Raw genomic sequence first — 18,520 nt, forward strand, 5'->3', positions numbered from 1 at the left:
CGGTGGTCCTGATTAAAAGGTCCACGTGGGCCGGTTTTATTACGGCCTGCCCGCTCCTGAATATGTCAAGCAGGGTCTCTGCTTCGTGGGTCACGCTGATGATGGTCTGCAGGTCTAGGAATGACGCGGAGCCTTTGAGCGAGTGGAACAGCCTGAAGATGGCGTTTAGGATGGCCTCGTCTATTTCTCCCACGGTCAGCGCTTTTTCTTCCATGGCTATTATCTGCGGCTCTACGTCGTCCAGCATCTCCCGGCTGTCCATGATAAAATACCTCAGCATTACCATGCTTTCGTCCATATTGTCATTGCTCATAATACACCTCTGTTTAAAGAAAAAAATACCCCTGTTCCCTTAAATAATCGTAACCACGATTTTCAAGGTTATTGGGGTTTTCCTGATTTTGACCTTTCCAATCCCTTAAATTGTTACAGGTTTACTTTTCCACTGTGGTCAGGCCTTCGCGAATGGCATACTTGATCAGCCCGGCCACGCTGTTTATGCCCAGCTTGTTCATGATCTGCCTGCGGTGGGCCTCCACAGTCTTTTCACTGACATACAGGGCGGCGGCAATTTGGTGGGTGTTTTTCCCTTCCGCCAGAATTTGCAGTACTTCCCGTTCCCTGGCGGTTAAGATGTCAAAGACCGAGGTGTTGTCTTCCCGCAGGCTCTTCACGTAGTCCTTGATTACCATTTTCGCAACTGCGGGGCTGATATACGGGTTATCTTCCATGACGGTATTTATGGCGATGATCAGCTCGTCAAAATCGCTGTCTTTTAATAAATAACCCGAAGCGCCGGCCTTAAACATTTCCGCGACGAACCTTTTATCTGAATGCATCGACAGAGCAATAATCTTAACGTCCTGATTTTCCGCGTTAATCCTGCGGGTGGCTTCTATGCCGTTCAAGTTGGGCATACCGATATCAATGATGACGACATCAGGCGAAAGCTCTCTGGTCATCTTCGCGGCTGTATAGCCGTCAGGCGCGGTGGCAATCACCTCAATACCAGGCTGATCTTCCAGCATGAAACGGAGGCCTTCACAAAATATTTTGTGGTCATCGGCCAGGATGATTCTAATACCCAAAGTACCATACCCCCCATTAAGCTAATCTCTATTTGCCAGCGGCGCCTCAACTGTAACACAGGTGCCATGCCCCGGCTTCGATATTATTTCCAGGCGCCCGCCAAGGTGCTCCAGCCGTTCGTGAATGCTAAAAAGCCCGAACCCTTCGTTTTTGCGATACCCAGGTCCTATTAATGCGGTATCGAAACCGGCCCCGTCATCCACGACTTCCACCTGTATGTTATCACCCAGCTTTTGGACCAATATATTTACCTTTTTCGCACCGGCGTGTTTTACAATGTTAAAGAACAGCTCCCTCACTATCGTGAAAAGAATGATCCTTAGCTCCTCGCCCAGGGATTTGGGTTTCAACCGGTTAACCAGGTTAAAACCGACACCGTTCTTCTCCAGCAGCTGTTCGCCAAGCCACTCCACCGCGGCCCCGAAACCAAGGTCATATAGGATCGGGGGGCTCAGCTCAAAGGTCAGCGACCTCGTATTTTTAATAGCTTCCTCAATAAGGGCGTTAATATCATCAAGGGTACTTAAAACTGATTCCGTTGGTGCAGCCTTTTTTAACGCTCCCAGTTTCAGCCTGGCAACGGCCAAAGACTGTCCGATATGGTCGTGGATACCTTCCGCTATACGTCTCCTTTCCCGCTCCTCAACCAGGGCCAGCTTGGCGGCAAGCGACCTGAGCTGTTTTTGATAGCTGTTTATTCTCTCCTCCGCTTCACTGCGCAGAGTAACGTCCTCAATACTTAAAACCGCTCCCTCAATCCTGCCTGACCGGTCGTACAGAGGCGCCCCGTTAATTGAGAGCAGCGTCCTTTTCCCGTCCGGCCACTGGATTGCATGGGCGGCGTCAAGCACCTGCCGGCCGGTGGATATGACCTGTTTGTAGACCAGTTCCTCATCCGGGACAGGGATGCCCTGGTAGTCTGTATAAAACCACTTTGGCATTTTATAGGCGCTTCTGTTTTTGTTCTTTAACTTTAAACACAGCAGCTGCTCTGCCCTGGCATTGGCAAACGTAATTTTTAAATCATTATTTACAACTAAAATGCCAGCCGGGCTGGTCTCAATAATACGGTCTATCAGCTCGCGCTCACCCAGTTTTTCCAAAGCCAGCTGAAGTTCCCTGCCGGTTGCTCTGAACCTTTCCTCAAGGTGCTTCAGGCCGGTAATATCACGTATGGATTGGATAGCCCCGACAATTTCCCCGCCTTTATCAAACAGCGGCGAGGCTTTTACCCACAGGTACGCGCCCTTTCCCCTGTAAGCAGTCTGGGCGTAAGTCTCACCGAAAAAGGTGTTGCCTTCCTTCCTGACATAGTCATAATGGTTTTTGATCATGTCTTCGTCCGCAAAAATGAGGTCGATAAAAATTGGCCTGGGCTCCCCGTGAAACGGTACCGCGTAGCTGTAATCGCCCTGGCCCAGGATATCTTCTTTTTTCACGCCTGTTAATTCCTCGATCACATGGTTCCAGGCGATTACCCTGCCCTCCCGGTCGATGACAAAGGTGGCGTCAGGCAGAAAATCAATTATGTCCAGGAGCTGCTGGTTGGCGGCCTGCAGCTTTTCCTCGGCTGTTTTGCGATCTGTGATGTCGCGAATGGATTCAATCGCGCCGATAATATTTCCCTCACTGTTATAGAGCGGTGAAGCCTTGCCCCACATTATCGCGCCTTTTCCCTGGTATACGCACGGGGTATAAGCCTCGGCGCAGATAGTATTTTCTTTTCGTTCTGTGTTTTTATAATCTGTCTCAGCATTGCTGTTTTCTAAAAGGATTAAATCTATCAGGATCGGCCTGCGCAGGCCGTAAAAAGGTTGAGAGTAAGCATAATCCCCGCGGCCCAGTATGTCCTCCTTGCAAACACCCGTCATATCTTCTATGGCCCGGTTCCAGGCAATCACCCTGCCGTCCCGGTTGACGGCAAAGGTGGCGTCCGGCAGGAAATCAATAATATCAAGGAGTTGCTGGTTTGTGGCGAGCAGTTTGTCTTCCGCCTGCAGGCGATCGGTGATATCGCTGCAATAAACAGTCACCCCAATTATTACTCCGTTATCCGTAACGATTGGGCTGTAAATATCCTCCCAGTACCTGCGGTTCAAATTTTCGTCGCCATATTCCTCGATTACACTGAAGTGCTCCCCGGACAGGGCCCGGTTGAAATTTACAGCCGCTTTTTCCCTGTCTTCCGGGTAAGTGATATAATTGAGCATGCTTTTGCCCTGCTGGATGTCAGCCCCCCAGATGTTTTTCATTGTGCTATGGTGGGCTTTATTAAAGAATATATAGCGGTAGTTCTTATCAAGAGAAAACGTTATGATGTTTTGCGGGCTTTCAACAATGGACCTCAGCAGTGCCTCGGACTGCCGTAATTCTTCTTCGGCCTTTTTACGCTCTTCAATATCGCTGATAACTCCAACCACCCCGGCCAGCGTACCGTCAGTGTTAAAATAAGCGGCCTTGTTGATGATGGCGCTGTGCCTGACTCCGTCGGCATACAGCACGGAGGATTCATATATTTGTACACCCTGTTCTCTGAAGAGCGCTTCGTCCATTTTATGGCATCCGTCAGCCAGGTCTAAGGGAGTCAGGTCATAAATCGACTTTCCCACTATGTCATTTTTATTTCTGCCCAGGAGCGCTTCATAAGCTTTGTTGCAGCCCTGGTAGACACCGTTGACGTCCTTGTAATAAATGGGGCTGGGAATGTTGTCAATCAGCCGCTGCAGGAAAAGCGCCTGTTTGTGCAGCTCGGTTTCCACCCACCTGCGCACCGTGATATCTTCACATGTTATCAGGTGCTCGCCGCTTTCCAGTTTTACGCCTACGAAACGGACTGTCTTTTGAATTCCGTCTTTGCTCGTTACCGTATAAATTCTTGGCCTGCTTTCCCCGGTCACAAGTGCCTTTATATCGTTAAACCAGTCTTTTATTGCAATATGCCTGTTTGCAGGGCCGGGAAACGCCTTCTTAAGCCATCTTCTTTCATTCAGGACTTCATATGGATCATAACCGAACAGTTCTTTAAATTTTGGATTAACATATTTGAACGAGAAATTTTCATCAAACAACACCATGCCGAAAGGGGCTTTTTCCAGCAGACTTTCAAACTTATGTTTTTCAGAGCGCAGCGCCTCTTCCGCCAGCTTGCGCTCCTCGATTTCCTTCTGCAGCTGGATGTTGCCTTTCCTTTGCCTGGCTGTGCAAAAGAAAATTTTCTCATCATTTACAACCGCGCAGCTCAGTTTTACAATAACAGGAATTTCAGCGGTTCCAGCGCGCCTGTGGGTTGTTTCAATGACACGGGAGTGGGAAGCCTCCATCCCGGAGATAACTGACAACATATCTTCAGAAATATGCAGGTTGTAAAAGTTCTTCTTTAACAGCTCTCCGCGTTGGCAGGCGAAAGCAGCCACAGCAGCATCATTGGCGTCAATAATGCTTCCGTCGCTGCCCCGAAAAATCAATACTGCATCCGGGCTCTGGTCAAAAAACTTCTTGTAGGGCATACCAGGCTCCTCGGTCAATGAATAGATTAAATTCCATTTTATAAGGAAGTTTCGACATTTTTGGAAAAGATTCCTCTTGTTTGTATAAATATTTTAGTTTAAAACACATTGACAGGATTTACAGGATAATCTTTTATAAGAACAGCGGCCCCCCGCCAGGGAGGCCGCTTAAAAGATGTCCTTTTTATCACTTCCACTCTCTTTTGATAGCAATATCTTTAAAATAGAAGTTTATGATATCTTCCGGAGATTTGCCCTGTTCCGCCATGAGCCTGGCGCCCCACTGGCACATGCCCACCCCGTGGCCGAAGCCTTTGCCGGTCAAGACCAGCTGACCGCCTTCCACCCTGACATCAGACAGCAGCATTGACCGCACCTTTTCGCTGCCCAGGGCCAGCCTCAGGGACGGCCCCCCTACTGTGGCGCTGCCCAGTTTAATTTGTTCAGCCCTTCCCGAGGGTCCCTTTTTTTCAATAGCCGCTGAAGTGAGCGAACCGGGATCTTTGCCGGCTTTTCCCTGCACGGCCGACCTGACCTGACTTACCGGTACTCTGGCCTCCCAGGCTTTGTTCTTCGGTTCGGTTATCGAAAGACAGCCGTCCTGCGCTCCCGCTCTTAAATAAGGGGTGGGTTCCTTGGTGAATGCCAGACCCTCTTCCGCGGTTGCCGAGATGCCGCCGTCACAGGCGGAAAACCAGGCGCGGATATATTTGTCGCCGTAAGTTACAACCTCGCCCCTGGTCGATTCCACCGCCTGGCGGACGTTATCATTGATTTTTGTCGGGTCGTAGGCCTGTGATTCTTCTACACTTGTTGAAACGTCGGCGCCATGTAGCTGCTTCACCCTGCCTGACTCTATGTTTTCCATGGTAAAGGTACGGGCCACAATAGCCTGAGCGGCCAGTGCGTTGACCGGCCATTTGGTATCCATTTCCGCGGCGACAACTCCCTGCACATATTCTTCAATTTTAATATTTTTCTTCTGGCCGGTCTTGTTGTCATACAGAGAAATTGTCGGCTCATCTTTTGCCGGGGGCTCGATCTTTGGCGCCGGTTTTTTACTGCAGCCCGCGGTATATAAAAGTGTGGCCAGACAAAATAAAATTATCAGTACACGCGTTTGCCGTAACACAAAAACCCCTCCTGCCTTTTCTTTTAGTTTTGGCAGGAGGGGTGTTAATTATGTAGCATTGTCTTCAATCATCTTATACAGTTCGGCGGCTAGCTTGGCAGGCACATTTTCCCTGACTGCGGCGATTTCAAAAACGATTTTTCTACCCCCAAAATTAATCCTCACCATATCACCGGGTTTAATTTCGGTACCAGCCTTCGCGGTCCTTCCGTTTACCTCAACCTGACCGCGGTCACAAATTTCCTTAGCCAGGGTACGCCTTTTGATCACACGTGATACCTTCAGAAATTTATCAAGCCGCAAACCAGCCGCCACCGTCCTTTAAAGCCTTGAAAAAAAATCAGACTTATACAGTCTGATCAGGCAGCAATATTATTTAACCACCGCTTCTCTGAGTGATTTCCCGGCCTTGAAGACAGGAACCTTGGCAGCGGCGATATTGATCTCTTGACCTGTTTGCGGATTTCTACCCTTGCGGGCTGCCCTCTCTCTGATTTCAAAAGTGCCGAAGCCCACTAGCTGGACTTTGTCGCCCTTCCCTAAAGCAGCGCCAATAGCTTCTAAAATAGCATTCACAGCTTTTTCAGAATCTTTTTTGGTTAACTCAGTTTTTTCGGCAACACTGGAAATCAATTCTGCCTTGTTCATACGACCCCTCCTTTAATAAATAGAAATATTAATCCCTTACTATTCGCGAAAATTCTTGCAGATCCTTCCTGCAAGAAAATGTTTCCTATATTTTTTCTAGTTTTTTTGCATCTTCCCACCACTTGTCCAGCTCAGACAGGCTGAAAGATGATAATTTCCTGCCGGAAAGCCCGGCCATCTTTTCGACATGGTTAAAGCGCCTGGTAAATTTCACGGAAGTTCCGGTTAAGGCTGTCTCCGGTTCAACACCCAGCAGCCTGGCCAGGTTGACCACGGAGAACAGCAGGTCTCCCAATTCATCTTCTATTCTAACCTGATCCCCCGTTTTAATTACAGCTTCAAGCTCACTCATCTCCTCACGGGCCTTTTCCAGGGCTCCCCGGAAATCCGGCCAGTCAAAGCCGACGCCGGCGGCTTTTTCCTGCAGCTTGGCCGCTCTCATAAGCGCCGGGAAACATTGCGGCACTCCTGACAACAAACTTTCAGGCTTGTTCCCCGCCCTTTCTTCCGTTTTTATCTTTTCCCAGTTCAAGAGGACTTCGCTGCTGTCCTTCACGTTAACGCTGCCAAAAACATGGGGGTGGCGCCGGATCATTTTTTCAGATATTCCGGCTACAACATCATTCATGTCAAAATTTTGGTTTTCAGCGGCAATTTGGGCGTGAAATACAATTTGTAGTAATAAGTCTCCCAATTCTTCACATATTTTATACCTGTCGCCCTCGCTTATGGCTTCTAAAACTTCATATGTCTCCTCAATCAGGTAGGGCCTCAGGCTGCGCTGGTCCTGCTCCCTGTCCCAGGGGCAGCCTCCCTCTCCGCGCAGCCGCGCCAGGATATCGACCAGCGGGTCCAGGGGAAAGCTGCAGGGCTGGTCTGAACTGTCTCTTCCTGCCCCGGTTCTTTCATCAGAGACGCTCTCCGCAGCCGGATCAGCGCCTTCATTTTCATATACCTGTATTACTACCGGCGCCCCTGTTTCTTTGGAGTTGTCAATGCTTCCGTCAAGCCCGGCGGCAGAGTTCCCACCGGTTAATTCCGGCACATAAAGGCTGGTGAGGTGGTCCACCCAGGCCAGCCTGTCCAGCTCAAAAAGCGATATGGTCTCCACCCTTTCCTCACCGGGAATACCGGCCCCTCTTACTATCGTAACCCGGTGTTCCGGCGGATAAATGTCAAGCAGCGAAATTTTTATATCGGAGGCTACCAGCCGGCTGTAGACCTGGGTTATAACAGCGGGCCGGCCGGGCAGGGGCGGCTTTTGATCAAGCCTGAGGCCGTCAACCAACTGCAGCCCCGGGCCCGGATCAATCCTGAGCGACAGAAAAAGAGAGTCCAGGAAACTCAACGCAGGCAGAATTTCAATATTTATGCCCGCCGATTCCGCCATTTCGATTACAAGGCGCACTGACTCCTCCGCCACCAGGGGGTGTCCGGGTACGGCATATAATACCTCCCCCGTTCGCGCCTCTGAAAGCACCTCTTCCGCAATCCTGGCGTAGACCCTCTGAAAGTCGGATTCTGCCTCGTAAATATAATCAAAAGTAGAAAAGGCGACCCCTTCCTGCCGGAGCCAATCCACTACCGGGTGTATGCCGGTGCGGAGCAAAACGCGGGGGGATGATTTCAGGGACTCCCATGTCCCCAGGGTAATGCCGCCGGGCGCACCGGGCCCCAGGCCGGCGACAGTTATCTTGGGCTGAGAGGGCATACCGCATCTCCTTTCAATGTTTGCAGCTAAATCTGGGATATGTTACATGTTATCACAATAATGAAGATATGTCCTGTAATACAGACAATTTCCCGGCGGCGCGGTATTTATACAGCAGGCATGACGCCGTATATATAAAAAAGTGGCCCGCTAGAGGCCACTTGCAGTTATTGTTCCATTTGTTTGGCCAGAAAACCCGCTGCGGTCTCGGCCAGCTTGAGCTCCATTTCGCCCATTTTGGTATCAGGTTCTTTTGATGCCAGTATAACTGCCCCGATCGGATCTCCCTCTGCTATAATCGGAGCGATAACCTCAGAAGAAAATTTACATTCACCGTCTTCGATGAGAAGGCACTCCTTGCAGGACGCGTCTTCCCCCGGGTTATTGATAATTACGGCCTTACGTTCTTCCATAACTTTTTCTACGGCATTTCCTACCGGTTTATTCAAGAACTCTTTTTTTGGAGCGCCGGAAACAGCGATGATGTTGTCCCGGTCGGCTATACATGCGATATGACCCAAGGCCTCATATAATGAATCGGCGTATTCTTTAGCGAAATCTCCCAGCTCACCGATGGGCGAATACTTTTTTAGGATTACTTCACCTTCCCTGTCCACAAAAATCTCGAGGGGATCACCTTCACGAATTCTGAGCGTCCTTCTTATTTCTTTGGGGATAACAACCCTGCCGAGATCGTCAATACGGCGGACTATGCCCGTGGCTTTCATTAATTTACTCTTCCCTCCTTTTGGCTGATTTCACAAAACATTTCTAATGATAGTATATATCCGGAGGGAAACAGTTATTCATTTTTTTCCAATCGTATTGAAAAAGTTTTCAGCTTTCTCTTTGTTTCTTACTATTGCTCTTCTTTTCCTTGTTTTTCTTCGAGCTTATTCACTACTACAGCCTTGTCCTTTGCTTCCTGTATTTTTTGGTTAAATTTTTCCTGCTTGGCCTGGTCGGTAAGCTGTTCCATCAAGGCTTCCCTGACCTCTTCGAAAGGCTGCTGCTGGGCCGGAATTACTTTTTCAAGCCTTATTATATGGTAGCCGTAATCTGTTTTAACCGGTTCCGCGGTGTATTCCCCCTCTGAAAGGGCAGCCGCGGCTGTGTAGAATTCTGTCACTGTGCTGGACTCGGTGGCGGTATAAAGCCCACCCTCGGCCTTGGTGCTGGTGTCCTCAGATTTTTCCTTGGCCAGCTCGGCAAAATCACTGCCCTCGTCTAACTGGGCAATAACGTCGTCGGCCAATTGCCTGGCCTCCTCGTCACTGTGCTGCGCGGGCAGGCCTTTCGTCCCGTCGTCCACGAAAAATAATATGTGCCTGACCTCAAGCTGTTCCGGCTGGCTGAACTGGTCTGTATTCTCATCATAATATTTTCTTAAATCCTCTTCTGTAGGAGCGGCGACATCTTTGGTGACCTCATCTTGTAAAAATAAAATGTAGGCCACCTCTTCTTCACTTAATTTTACCTGTTCCAAAAATTTTTTGAAATCGTCCTCCGACGGGAACTGCCCCTTCAGCGGCGCGAGTTTTTCCTGAATAGCCTGCGGCTCCAGTTTTCCCAGTTTTTTGGCTTCCTGCAGCATGATCTTCGTCTCTATCATCGACTCCAAAGTATCTTTTTGCAGTGAGTCAACCAGGGCCTGTCCGTTGTCACCACTAAAATCCAAACCCTGTTGTTCATACATTTCTTTCAACTCGTTAACCTGCAGGGTCAGCTCGTCCATGGTAATTTTCTCGCCGTTTACCGTAGCTGCAATATCCTTGCCGCAGCCGGCAAAAACGAGGGCGGCCAGGGCCAGCAAAACGAGGGCTGCCAAGCATTTTTTAATTTTCACAAATTCATCTCCTTTAAATAAACATAGAACCATTATAAATTAACTTGGCTGCCTGTGGCAACCTCCCGGTTTTTGTCAGCACTGCCTGAAGCGGCTGCGCCCCCGGTATCGCCCAGTTTGACCAGAAAACTTTCTAATTGGCTGAGCAGGAACTTGCTGTCGCCGCGGTCTCCGGCAAAACGAAATTTGATTTCAAATTCATCCCCGGCATTTATAAATTTTACTTTGTTCTGATAATGTCTACCTACTGCTACCAGAGCCTCCCCGGTGAGGGGATGCCCCGCGCCGAAAAGCAGGCGGAACTGCCCCGGCAGCAGGCTTATTGTCTTTATCCCCAGGCTTGAGGCCAGTATTCTCACCCCGGCCACCGCCAGTAAATTCAACACCGGTTCGGGCGGGTCCCCGAAGCGGTCAACCAGTTCATCTCCCAGTTCCGGCAGGTCCGCAGGCGAAGTAAGGCCTGCCAGGCGTTTATATATCTCAACTTTCTGGTTGGTGTCGGAAATATACTTACCCGGAATATAAGCTTCCACCGGAAGCTCGATAGTGGTTTCCACAACTTTTGGAGGATCTTCTCCTTTTGCCTCCCGGACAGCCTCTTCCAGCATCCGGCTGTACAGGTCAAAACCGACAGCCGCGATGTGGCCGTGCTGTTCAGCGCCAAGGATGTTCCCGGCGCCGCGGATTTCCAGGTCGCGCATGGCTATCTTAAAACCGGAACCCAGCTCGGTAAACTCCCGGATCGCCGACAGCCTTTTTTCAGCGGACTCGCCCAGTATCCTGTCCTTGCGGAATGTGAAGTAGGCGTGGGCCAGGCGGTTGGAGCGGCCGACCCTGCCCCTGAGCTGGTAAAGCTGCGCCAGCCCCATCATGCCTGATTCTTTTACAATCAGAGTATTGACGTTGGGCAGGTCCAGCCCGTTTTCAATGATAGTGGTGCAGACCAGCACGTCGTACTCCCTGTTCATAAAGTCGAGCATTGCCTGTTCAAGTTCTTCTTCTTTCATCTGGCCGTGGGCCATGACGATCCTGGCCTCGGGAACCAGGTCCTGCAGCCAGGCGGCCACCCGGTCCAGCTCAGCCACCCTGTTGTAGACAAAAAACACCTGGCCCTGCCGGCTCATTTCCCGGTGGATGGCCTCCCGGATTAAGACCGGGTCCTCTTCCAGGACAAAGGTCTGTACCGGGTAGCGGTCTTCCGGCGGCGTTTCGAGGATGCTGGTATCCCTGATGCCCACCAGCGACATGTGCAGCGTGCGGGGGATCGGAGTGGCGGAAAGGGTAAGGACGTCCACTCCTTTGCGCAGCATTTTCAGCTGCTCCTTGTGAGCTACGCCGAAGCGCTGCTCTTCATCGATAATTAAAAGGCCCAGCTCTTTAAAACGCACGTCGTCCTGGAGCAGGCGGTGGGTCCCTATTACCACGTCGACGGTTCCCCTGGCCAGTCCCTGCAGCACCCGCCGCTGCTCACGGGGAGTGCGGAAACGGCTTAACACCTCGACCTTAACCGGAAAACTGGCCATTCTATCCAGGGACGTGGTGTAATGCTGCTGCGCCAGGATGGTTGTGGGGGCCAGCATAGCCACCTGCTTTCCGTCATTAACCGCCTTGAAGGCCGCCCGCAGCGCCACCTCGGTTTTCCCATACCCGACGTCGCCGCAGAGCAGGCGGTCCATAGGCTTTGCCCGCTCCATATCGGATTTGATTTCTTCTATGGCGCGCAGCTGGTCCGGGGTTTCCTCAAAGGGAAAAGCCTCCTCGAACTGCTTCTGCCAGACCGTGTCTTTGCCGAATGAATACCCGATCAAGGTCTCCCGGGCGGCATACAGGGCCAGCAGTTCATTGGCCATTTCCCGGACAGCGTCTTTAACCTTCCCCTTGGCCCTGGCCCACTCAGCGCCGCCCAACCGGGACAGCCTGGGCGGCTCACCTTCGCCGCCCAGGTATTTCTGGATTAAGCCGACCTGGTCGACCGGCACGTACAGTTTATCTTCCCCGCTGTACTTTAAGAGAAGGTATTCCTTTTGGATGCCTTCGATGGTCAGGGGCACCACGCCAAGGTAGCGCCCGATCCCGTGGTTTACATGGACGACATAGTCGCCGACTTTTATATCGACGAAGGGGGCCAGGCGGTCGGTGCGCTTCCATTCCTTCCGGGCCTTCCTGCGCTGGCCGTAAATATCGTTTTCCGTCACTACGACAAGCCTGCAGCCGGGCAACTCGAACCCTCCCGCCAGGCTGCCAGGCGCTATCACCACGTTCCCGCTTCTCACGTGCCCTTCCAGGGAAGCCGTATAAAACGCGTCTATTTTATTGTCCCTCAGCGCTGAAATAAGCTGCTGCGGCCGCTGGCCGCCCGATATCAAAAGGACGACGGCGTATCCCGCCCTGCGCCAGCGGAGGATTTCCTCCGACAGCATCTCAATATTACCCAGGAAATTCTGCATTGCTTTACCTGGGAAATTAACAATATTCCGGGGCTTGATAAATCCCGGCTGGCGGGGAAGCAGCGAGGAGTAAACAGCCCGCCGGCCCTCCAGGGACTTGCTTACATGGTCCCACCCGGCATAATCAAGGAACTGGGAGGGGAGTATTCTCCCCTGCCCCAGCAGGTCTTTGTAAGTTTCGGCCCGTTCCCTCCGCACGGCGCCGATCAAGTCCATGACCCTGGCAGGTTCGCTTATAAACACCGGGGAATGCTCCGGCAAATAGTCTATTACGGTTACTATTTCATTGTAAAAGTAAGGGAGGTAATGTTCTATACCGTTGAAATATCCATCAAAGCCTTCTGCTGCCTCGTGGAATATTTCACTGAGCTGCCTTTCCGGCCTGGGATCGCCCAGCTTTCTAAGTTTAGCGGCCTGTTGATCATATTCTTTTCTAAGAGCCCGACGCGCGCCTTCCCGGAGGGGATCCTTCACCACCAGCTCTCTGGCCGGGAATAGTGTGAGCTCCCGCATGTTTTCTTCTGATCTTTGAGTAGTCGCGCTGAAACGCCGGATAGAATCCACCTCGTCGTCAAAAAACTCCAGGCGGACAGGGCGGTGGGCGGTCATGGGGTAAATGTCCAGAATGCCGCCGCGCAGGCCAAACTGGCCCCGCTCCTCGACCAGTTCAACCCTCTCGTACCCCATTATGTGCAGGCTGCGCAGCAGTTCCGGCAGTTCAACCCGGTCGCCGGTGGCCAGCTTTAAAACCGCCGCGCTGAAATCCCCCGGCGGGATCAGCCGCCGTAAAAGCGCCTCCGCCGGCGCTATGATCACTGTCCGCTCCCCCCTGGCCAAACTTTCCAGCACCTGCAGCCTCTGGGCGGCGACCTCTTTACTGTGGGCGAGGACATGGTAGGGAGGAAGCTGCCAGACCGGGAAAATACGTACGGCCAGGCCGGGCAGATATACTGCCAGCTCATCGGCCAGGACGTTTGCCTCCCTCTCACCAGGCGTAATTATTAAAACCGGGCCGGGGGCGGCCGCTTCGGCCAGGCCGGCAAAAAGGTAGCTCAGCTGGGAGCCGGAAAGGCCGTAAACCAGCTGCTGTTTAAAATTTTTAGCCAGTCCCTGCTCTAAACTGATGTATTCCTGCGCAAGGCTGAGCGGCTTTAATATACCGCGCATATGGCAACCTCCGGGGAAGTTTTCTCCATCACAAAAAGAGCTTTAACAGCACAAGGCTAAAGCTCAGTATTTTTTACACTCTTATGTTATGTCAATGCAGCGCCGGCCCGTTGAAAAAGCTAATATCCGAGCCGCCGTACATCATTTCCCGGCAGTCATCGCAAAGGGTCGTCAGCACAATGCTTTTCGCGCTGCCGTCCATACTAATTATATCCATCGCCCCTGCTTCAGTCAATCTGGCAGACATGCCGTCAGGAAGCCGCTCCGGAAGTTCTAAACTATCAACTACTTCGTCACAGCACTCGCATATATAAAGCAGTTTCAAAGTCCGGCCTCCCGTTTTATGGATAAAAAGCGCCTTTTAGCAAGGCCTATTTTCTATTATACTCATTCATGGCCTTTTCTAACCCTTCACTGACAATACAGTGTATTGCTTCAGCCGCCGTATCCGCTGATTCCTCAAATGTTTTGGCGTCTTCACCGGTCAGGCGGCTCAAAACAAAATCAGCGCCGTCAAAGCCAGGGACCTCCGGCTTGCCCACCCCGATCCTGAGCCTGGGAAAGCCCTCAGTCCCCAGGGCCCTGATAATAGAATCCATCCCCTTGTGCCCGCCGGAGCCGCCTTCCGCCCGGATCCGCAGTTTACCGGGGGGCAGGTCCATATCGTCATAAACGACCAGCAGGTCCGCGGGCCCAAGCTTGTGCCAGCGCAGGAGCGCCGCGACAGCTTCCCCGGAGAGGTTCATATATGTCTGGGGCTTTGCCAGGAGCACTTTTTCCGAGCTTATTTGCCCCTGACCAAACAGTGCTTTGAACTTTTTTTTCTCCACTGCCAATCCCAGCCTGCGGGCCAGGCGGTCAATGACCATAAAGCCGATGTTGTGCCTGGTAGCGGCGTATTCCCTGCCCGGGTTGCCCAGGCCTGCAATCAGTTTCATGAAATGGCACCTCCCGGTACGTTCCCCACCTATTTTACCCCAGTGCGGCAGCGGATGGAAGGGCCATTTTGGACGTGGGACGTGAGACGTGAGATATGAGACAATTAATATAATTCCACAGGATTAACAGGATTTATAAGATTAACAAGATTTTTAAAATATTTAAGTTAAAGAAAATATATTTGTTGACACTCTGTAAATTCTGCCCTGTCTTTTACTTTATGAAATATTATTTTAAATCCTGTAAATCCTGATAATCTTGAAAATCATGTGATAATTGTTTTAAATTTAATCCTGTAATCCTGTCAAATTGTTTACCTTTATTTCGTCTATTCCGCGGGTTCGCCCGTATCCGCGGCAGCCTCCGCCTTCTCCTCTTTGGCGGCGTCGGCCGCTTCGGGCTCGGCCCTGTCGGCGGCTGTCACAGAAACTATCGGCGCGTGCTGGTCCTCCAATATTTTTATTTCAGGCGGCAGGACCAGGTCGGATACTGTAACGACATCGCCGATATCCAGACTGGAAACGTCTATTTCTATGAACTCCGGAATTTGAGTGGCGAGGCATTCCACCTCGATCCGCCGCATCAGGGTCGTCAAGATACCGCCGGCGGCAGCGCCGGGCGCGGTCCCGGCCAGGTGCACAGGGACGGTGGCATGCACCTTGTCCTTAAGTGAAATCTGGTGAAAGTCCGCGTGGATCAGGTCACGGCGCACCGGTTCATATTGGACCGCTTTGACCAGTACCTTGTACTTCTTTGTCTTGCCGTTTTCTTTGATTTTCATGTTTATCAGCGCGTTGGAACCTGCTTCCTCCAGGATTTTCTTCAGCATCCTGGCGTCAACCGCAATTGAAATACTGCCGGCGTTTTTTCCATAAACAACAGCCGGGATCATCCCGTTCTCTCTTAATTTATGTTTGCTGGCGCTGCTTCTGTCCATCCTTACCCTGCCGTCTAATTCAGCTTCCATCTTTTTATAAGGCCCCCTTTTGCTGTTTATTATTCCCTTTATTTGTCATAAACATTCCGCTCCGGGAATATGAATTAGCTAAGATACTTTTGGATTTAAGGGGGGCAAGAAGATGCGGAAAAGCAAACGGTTTGCTTCCATGCCTGTGTTCAGCCTGGAGGAAGGCCTGCAGATCGGCAGTGTTAAGGAACTTGTAGTGGATCCCGCCGGTAAAAGAATTGCCGCGCTGGTAATTGAACAAAAAGGCTGGTTTAAGGAACAAAGATTCATCCCTTATCATAAAGTCCACAGTGTGGGTGATGACGCCATCACTATCGAAAAGACCAGCGGAGTGCAAAAAGCCGCCGGCCTTCCCGATATAGTCAAACTTTTAAAAGACAAAGTTAAGATCATCGGGGCCAAAATAGTGGCTGAAAACGGAAATGTGCTGGGTTTCATAGACGAATATTACGTTGAGGTGGACACCGGAAATATTACCGGGCTTGAATTTTCGGGCAGCATCATTAACAACGTGATTAAAGGCCGCGCCTTTCTTGACATATCCTACGTGAGGACCGTGGGCAAAGAAGTGATCGTGGTTATCAACGAAGCCGTCGATAATGTTTTTAAACTTGACGGCGGGCTGCAGGAAACTATTAAAAATGTGCGGGAGACCACCGGCCACATATGGGAAAGCACCAGGCAAAAAACCAGGGAATTTGGCAGCAGTGTTAATAAATCAATTGAAAAAGTAAAAAAAGAAATTAAAAAAATCGAAGAAGATGAAAAAGATCTCTTTGCAGAAAAAGATGAAGAAAGCAGCAAAGACACAACAAACGGCAAGCCCGAAGAATACCCCGGCGATGCCCGCGGGGATACCAAAGAGGCGGGCCAGTTAAAACCTCCCGCACCACCTTTGAGTTAGCACAATAATTGACTTAAATCATATTATTATGAAATACTGATTACATCCGCGAGCGCCTGAAAGGACTGCCTTTTCAGGCTTTTTTTATTTATTAAACATATGCCTTTAAACCATGCGGCAGGAATTAATTATGAATAATTTGTACATAATTTAGTTAGGGAATGATGCAACTTAAAAATTTTGCACGCCCTTATCCAGAAAGGAGTAATGATTAAATGTGTTAATAAAGTGCTCACCAGAATATTTGCGATAGCACTGGCTGCCGCCTGCGCATTAGCGCCGGTTGCCGCATGCGCGCAGATTTCCGGCGGCCTGTTAATAGGCTCCGGCGCTTCTGATGTTTTGACCTACACAGTGCAAAAAGGCGATACTTTATATGATATCGCCATAACGCACCGGGTAAAGCTGCCTGAGCTGATGAGGGTCAATAACCTGACCGGCAGCCTGATCAGGCCGGGTGACGTGCTTACCCTGCCCCAACAGGAGGCCTTATTAACAGGCGGCAGCCTGCGGGGCGGCATATCGCAGGAGGAAGTAATGCTCCTGGCCAGGCTGATTTACGCGGAAGCCCGCGGCGAAAGCTTTTTGGGCCAGGTCGCGGTCGGCGCCGTCACATTGAACAGGCTGGCCAGCCCGCACTTCCCCAAGACGCTGACAAAGGTGATTTTCGAGAAAAACAACAGGGTCTACCAGTTTTCGCCGGTAGCCGACGGTTCTATCAACATGGAGCCGGACGAACAGGCCGTGCAGGCCGCCCTGCGGGCGCTTGCGGGCGATGATCCCACCGGCGGGGCATTGTTTTTCTACAATCCCGACATCGCCGGGGACCAGTGGATCAAGACCCTCCCGGTGGTAAACAGGATCGGTAACCACGTCTTCGCCACCAGCGCGTAAATGTGGGACGTGGGACGTGAGAAGTGTGAATTGTAGGTGCGGCTTCAGCCGCACATTATTGGCGGGTTAAAACCCGCCCTACAAGGCTTAGCAAACATACTATGACAGAGGAATGGGGACACCCCTTTCTCACAGGCATTCCTGCACGCGAGGAATGTCCCCAATTTAAAAATCTAACGGGCACAATTTTGTGCCCGTTAGATTTTACGCAGAGTCTTTCCATGGTTTTAAATCCTGTAAATCCTGATAATCCTGTAAATCATGTGAAAATTGTTTTAAGACTTAATCGAACAGCTTGCTCACGGAGAGGTCCTCGTGGATGCGGATAATGGCTTCGCCCAGGAGCGGCGCCACGGAAAGCACCTTTATTTTATCAATCATCTTGTCTTTTGGGACCGGGATGGTGTTGGTCATGATCACTTCTTTGATCGGGGCTTCCTCCAGCCGCTGGATGGCAGGGCCGGACAGCACGGCGTGGGTGCAGCACACGTAAATTTCCTTGGCGCCCCAGCTCTTCAGCGCCACAGCTCCCTTGGTGATGGTCCCCGCGGTGTCGATTATGTCATCGACAATCACGACAGTCTTGCCGTATATGCCGCCTATAAGGCCGGCCACTTCAGCCACGTTTGGCTCCGGGCGGCGCTTGTCAATAATCGCTATAGTCGCCCCAATCCGCTCGGCCAGGTCCCTGGCCCTGGTAACCCCACCCAGGTCGGGTGATACTACCACAACGTCCTTGAGCTTGCTCTGCAGGATATACTCGGCGAGGATAGGGACACCGGGCAGGTGGTCTACCGGGATATCAAAAAATCCCTGTATCTGTCCGGCATGGAGGTCCATGCAGAGGACTCTTCTCGCGCCGGCGGCGGTAACCAGGTTGGCGACCAGCTTGGCGGTAATGGGATCTCTCGCCCTGGTTTTGCGGTCCTGGCGGGCGTAACCGTAGTACGGCATAACCGCGGTAATACGCCTGGCTGAGGCGCGCCGCAAGGCGTCGACCATGATCAGGAGTTCCATGATGTGTTCATTAATAGGTGTGCATGTGGGCTGCACGATATAGACATCAGCCCCCCTGACACTTTCGTTAATGGTAACCTGGATCTCTCCGTCGCTAAAATGGGTAACTTTTGCCGCTCCTACCGACACCCCGAGGTATCTTGCTATCTCTTCAGCCAGTTCAGGGTTGGAATTGCCCGAAAAAATCCTTAGCCTGTTGCGCGATGACATCTAAGCCGACCTCCAAATCTTCTGCAGGGTAGTATACAAAGCC

At 51.2% G+C, this 18,520-nt stretch carries 16 protein-coding genes; 2 read left to right on the forward strand and 14 right to left on the reverse strand.

The window, feature by feature from the left end; all coding sequences use genetic code 11:
* From ACOBQJ_RS11735 to ACOBQJ_RS11795, 13 genes are all read right to left on the reverse strand, one after another.
* A partial coding sequence (locus ACOBQJ_RS11735) for an Hpt domain-containing protein (protein ID WP_421071958.1) occupies positions 1-313 on the reverse strand: 313 nt, incomplete at its 3' end.
* A gap of 121 nt (positions 314-434) precedes the next feature.
* Complete coding sequence (locus ACOBQJ_RS11740; protein WP_421071959.1) at positions 435-1,088, reverse strand: response regulator; 654 nt, start codon at positions 1,086-1,088, stop codon at positions 435-437.
* Positions 1,089-1,109: 21 nt separating this feature from the next.
* A complete protein-coding gene (locus ACOBQJ_RS11745; protein ID WP_421071960.1) occupies positions 1,110-4,595 on the reverse strand; it encodes a PAS domain S-box protein in 3,486 nt (1,161 codons plus the stop codon).
* Between the two features lie 187 nt (positions 4,596-4,782).
* On the reverse strand, positions 4,783-5,727 hold the full coding sequence (locus ACOBQJ_RS11750; protein ID WP_421071961.1) for a SpoIID/LytB domain-containing protein: 945 nt from the start codon (positions 5,725-5,727) through the stop codon (positions 4,783-4,785).
* 48 nt (positions 5,728-5,775) lie between these two features.
* On the reverse strand, positions 5,776-6,030 hold the full coding sequence (locus ACOBQJ_RS11755) for an RNA-binding S4 domain-containing protein (protein WP_421071962.1): 255 nt from the start codon (positions 6,028-6,030) through the stop codon (positions 5,776-5,778).
* Positions 6,031-6,099: 69 nt separating this feature from the next.
* Positions 6,100-6,375 (reverse strand): HU family DNA-binding protein, encoded by a 276-nt coding sequence (locus tag ACOBQJ_RS11760; RefSeq protein WP_421071963.1) that lies wholly within the window; start codon positions 6,373-6,375, stop codon positions 6,100-6,102.
* An 85-nt stretch (positions 6,376-6,460) separates the two neighbouring features.
* The gene (gene mazG / locus ACOBQJ_RS11765) at positions 6,461-8,086 is read right to left on the reverse strand and encodes a nucleoside triphosphate pyrophosphohydrolase (protein WP_421071964.1); all 1,626 of its coding nucleotides are present in this window, start codon (positions 8,084-8,086) and stop codon (positions 6,461-6,463) included.
* A gap of 167 nt (positions 8,087-8,253) precedes the next feature.
* Entirely contained in the window at positions 8,254-8,814 is a 561-nt protein-coding gene (gene spoVT, locus ACOBQJ_RS11770; RefSeq protein ID WP_421071965.1) for a stage V sporulation protein T, read from the reverse strand.
* Positions 8,815-8,945: 131 nt separating this feature from the next.
* Positions 8,946-9,932: a peptidylprolyl isomerase gene (locus ACOBQJ_RS11775; protein WP_421071966.1), complete on the reverse strand. Its 987-nt coding sequence runs from the start codon at positions 9,930-9,932 to the stop codon at positions 8,946-8,948.
* A 32-nt stretch (positions 9,933-9,964) separates the two neighbouring features.
* Positions 9,965-13,546: a transcription-repair coupling factor gene (mfd, locus tag ACOBQJ_RS11780; RefSeq protein WP_421071967.1), complete on the reverse strand. Its 3,582-nt coding sequence runs from the start codon at positions 13,544-13,546 to the stop codon at positions 9,965-9,967.
* Positions 13,547-13,637: 91 nt separating this feature from the next.
* Positions 13,638-13,871 carry an anti-sigma-F factor Fin gene (locus ACOBQJ_RS11785; protein WP_421071968.1) on the reverse strand — a complete coding sequence of 78 codons (234 nt, stop codon included), beginning with the start codon at positions 13,869-13,871 and terminating at the stop codon, positions 13,638-13,640.
* 46 nt (positions 13,872-13,917) lie between these two features.
* On the reverse strand, positions 13,918-14,484 hold the full coding sequence (gene pth, locus ACOBQJ_RS11790; protein ID WP_421071969.1) for an aminoacyl-tRNA hydrolase: 567 nt from the start codon (positions 14,482-14,484) through the stop codon (positions 13,918-13,920).
* A gap of 329 nt (positions 14,485-14,813) precedes the next feature.
* Positions 14,814-15,452 carry a 50S ribosomal protein L25 gene (locus ACOBQJ_RS11795; protein WP_421071970.1) on the reverse strand — a complete coding sequence of 213 codons (639 nt, stop codon included), beginning with the start codon at positions 15,450-15,452 and terminating at the stop codon, positions 14,814-14,816.
* Between the two features lie 112 nt (positions 15,453-15,564).
* Between ACOBQJ_RS11795 and ACOBQJ_RS11800 the strand changes: the two genes are divergently transcribed.
* Both ACOBQJ_RS11800 and ACOBQJ_RS11805 read left to right on the forward strand, forming a co-directional pair.
* Positions 15,565-16,356: a PRC-barrel domain-containing protein gene (locus tag ACOBQJ_RS11800; RefSeq protein ID WP_421071971.1), complete on the forward strand. Its 792-nt coding sequence runs from the start codon at positions 15,565-15,567 to the stop codon at positions 16,354-16,356.
* A 228-nt stretch (positions 16,357-16,584) separates the two neighbouring features.
* Complete coding sequence (locus tag ACOBQJ_RS11805; protein WP_421071972.1) at positions 16,585-17,250, forward strand: cell wall hydrolase; 666 nt, start codon at positions 16,585-16,587, stop codon at positions 17,248-17,250.
* Between the two features lie 282 nt (positions 17,251-17,532).
* On the opposite strand, the gene ACOBQJ_RS11810 is transcribed toward ACOBQJ_RS11805, so the two are convergent.
* Complete coding sequence (locus tag ACOBQJ_RS11810; RefSeq protein ID WP_421071973.1) at positions 17,533-18,477, reverse strand: ribose-phosphate diphosphokinase; 945 nt, start codon at positions 18,475-18,477, stop codon at positions 17,533-17,535.
* Positions 18,478-18,520 lie beyond the last annotated feature (43 nt).

Origin of the sequence: Pelotomaculum propionicicum (assembly GCF_048984525.1) — a bacterium.
Lineage (GTDB): Bacteria > Bacillota > Desulfotomaculia > Desulfotomaculales > Pelotomaculaceae > Syntrophopropionicum > Syntrophopropionicum propionicicum_A.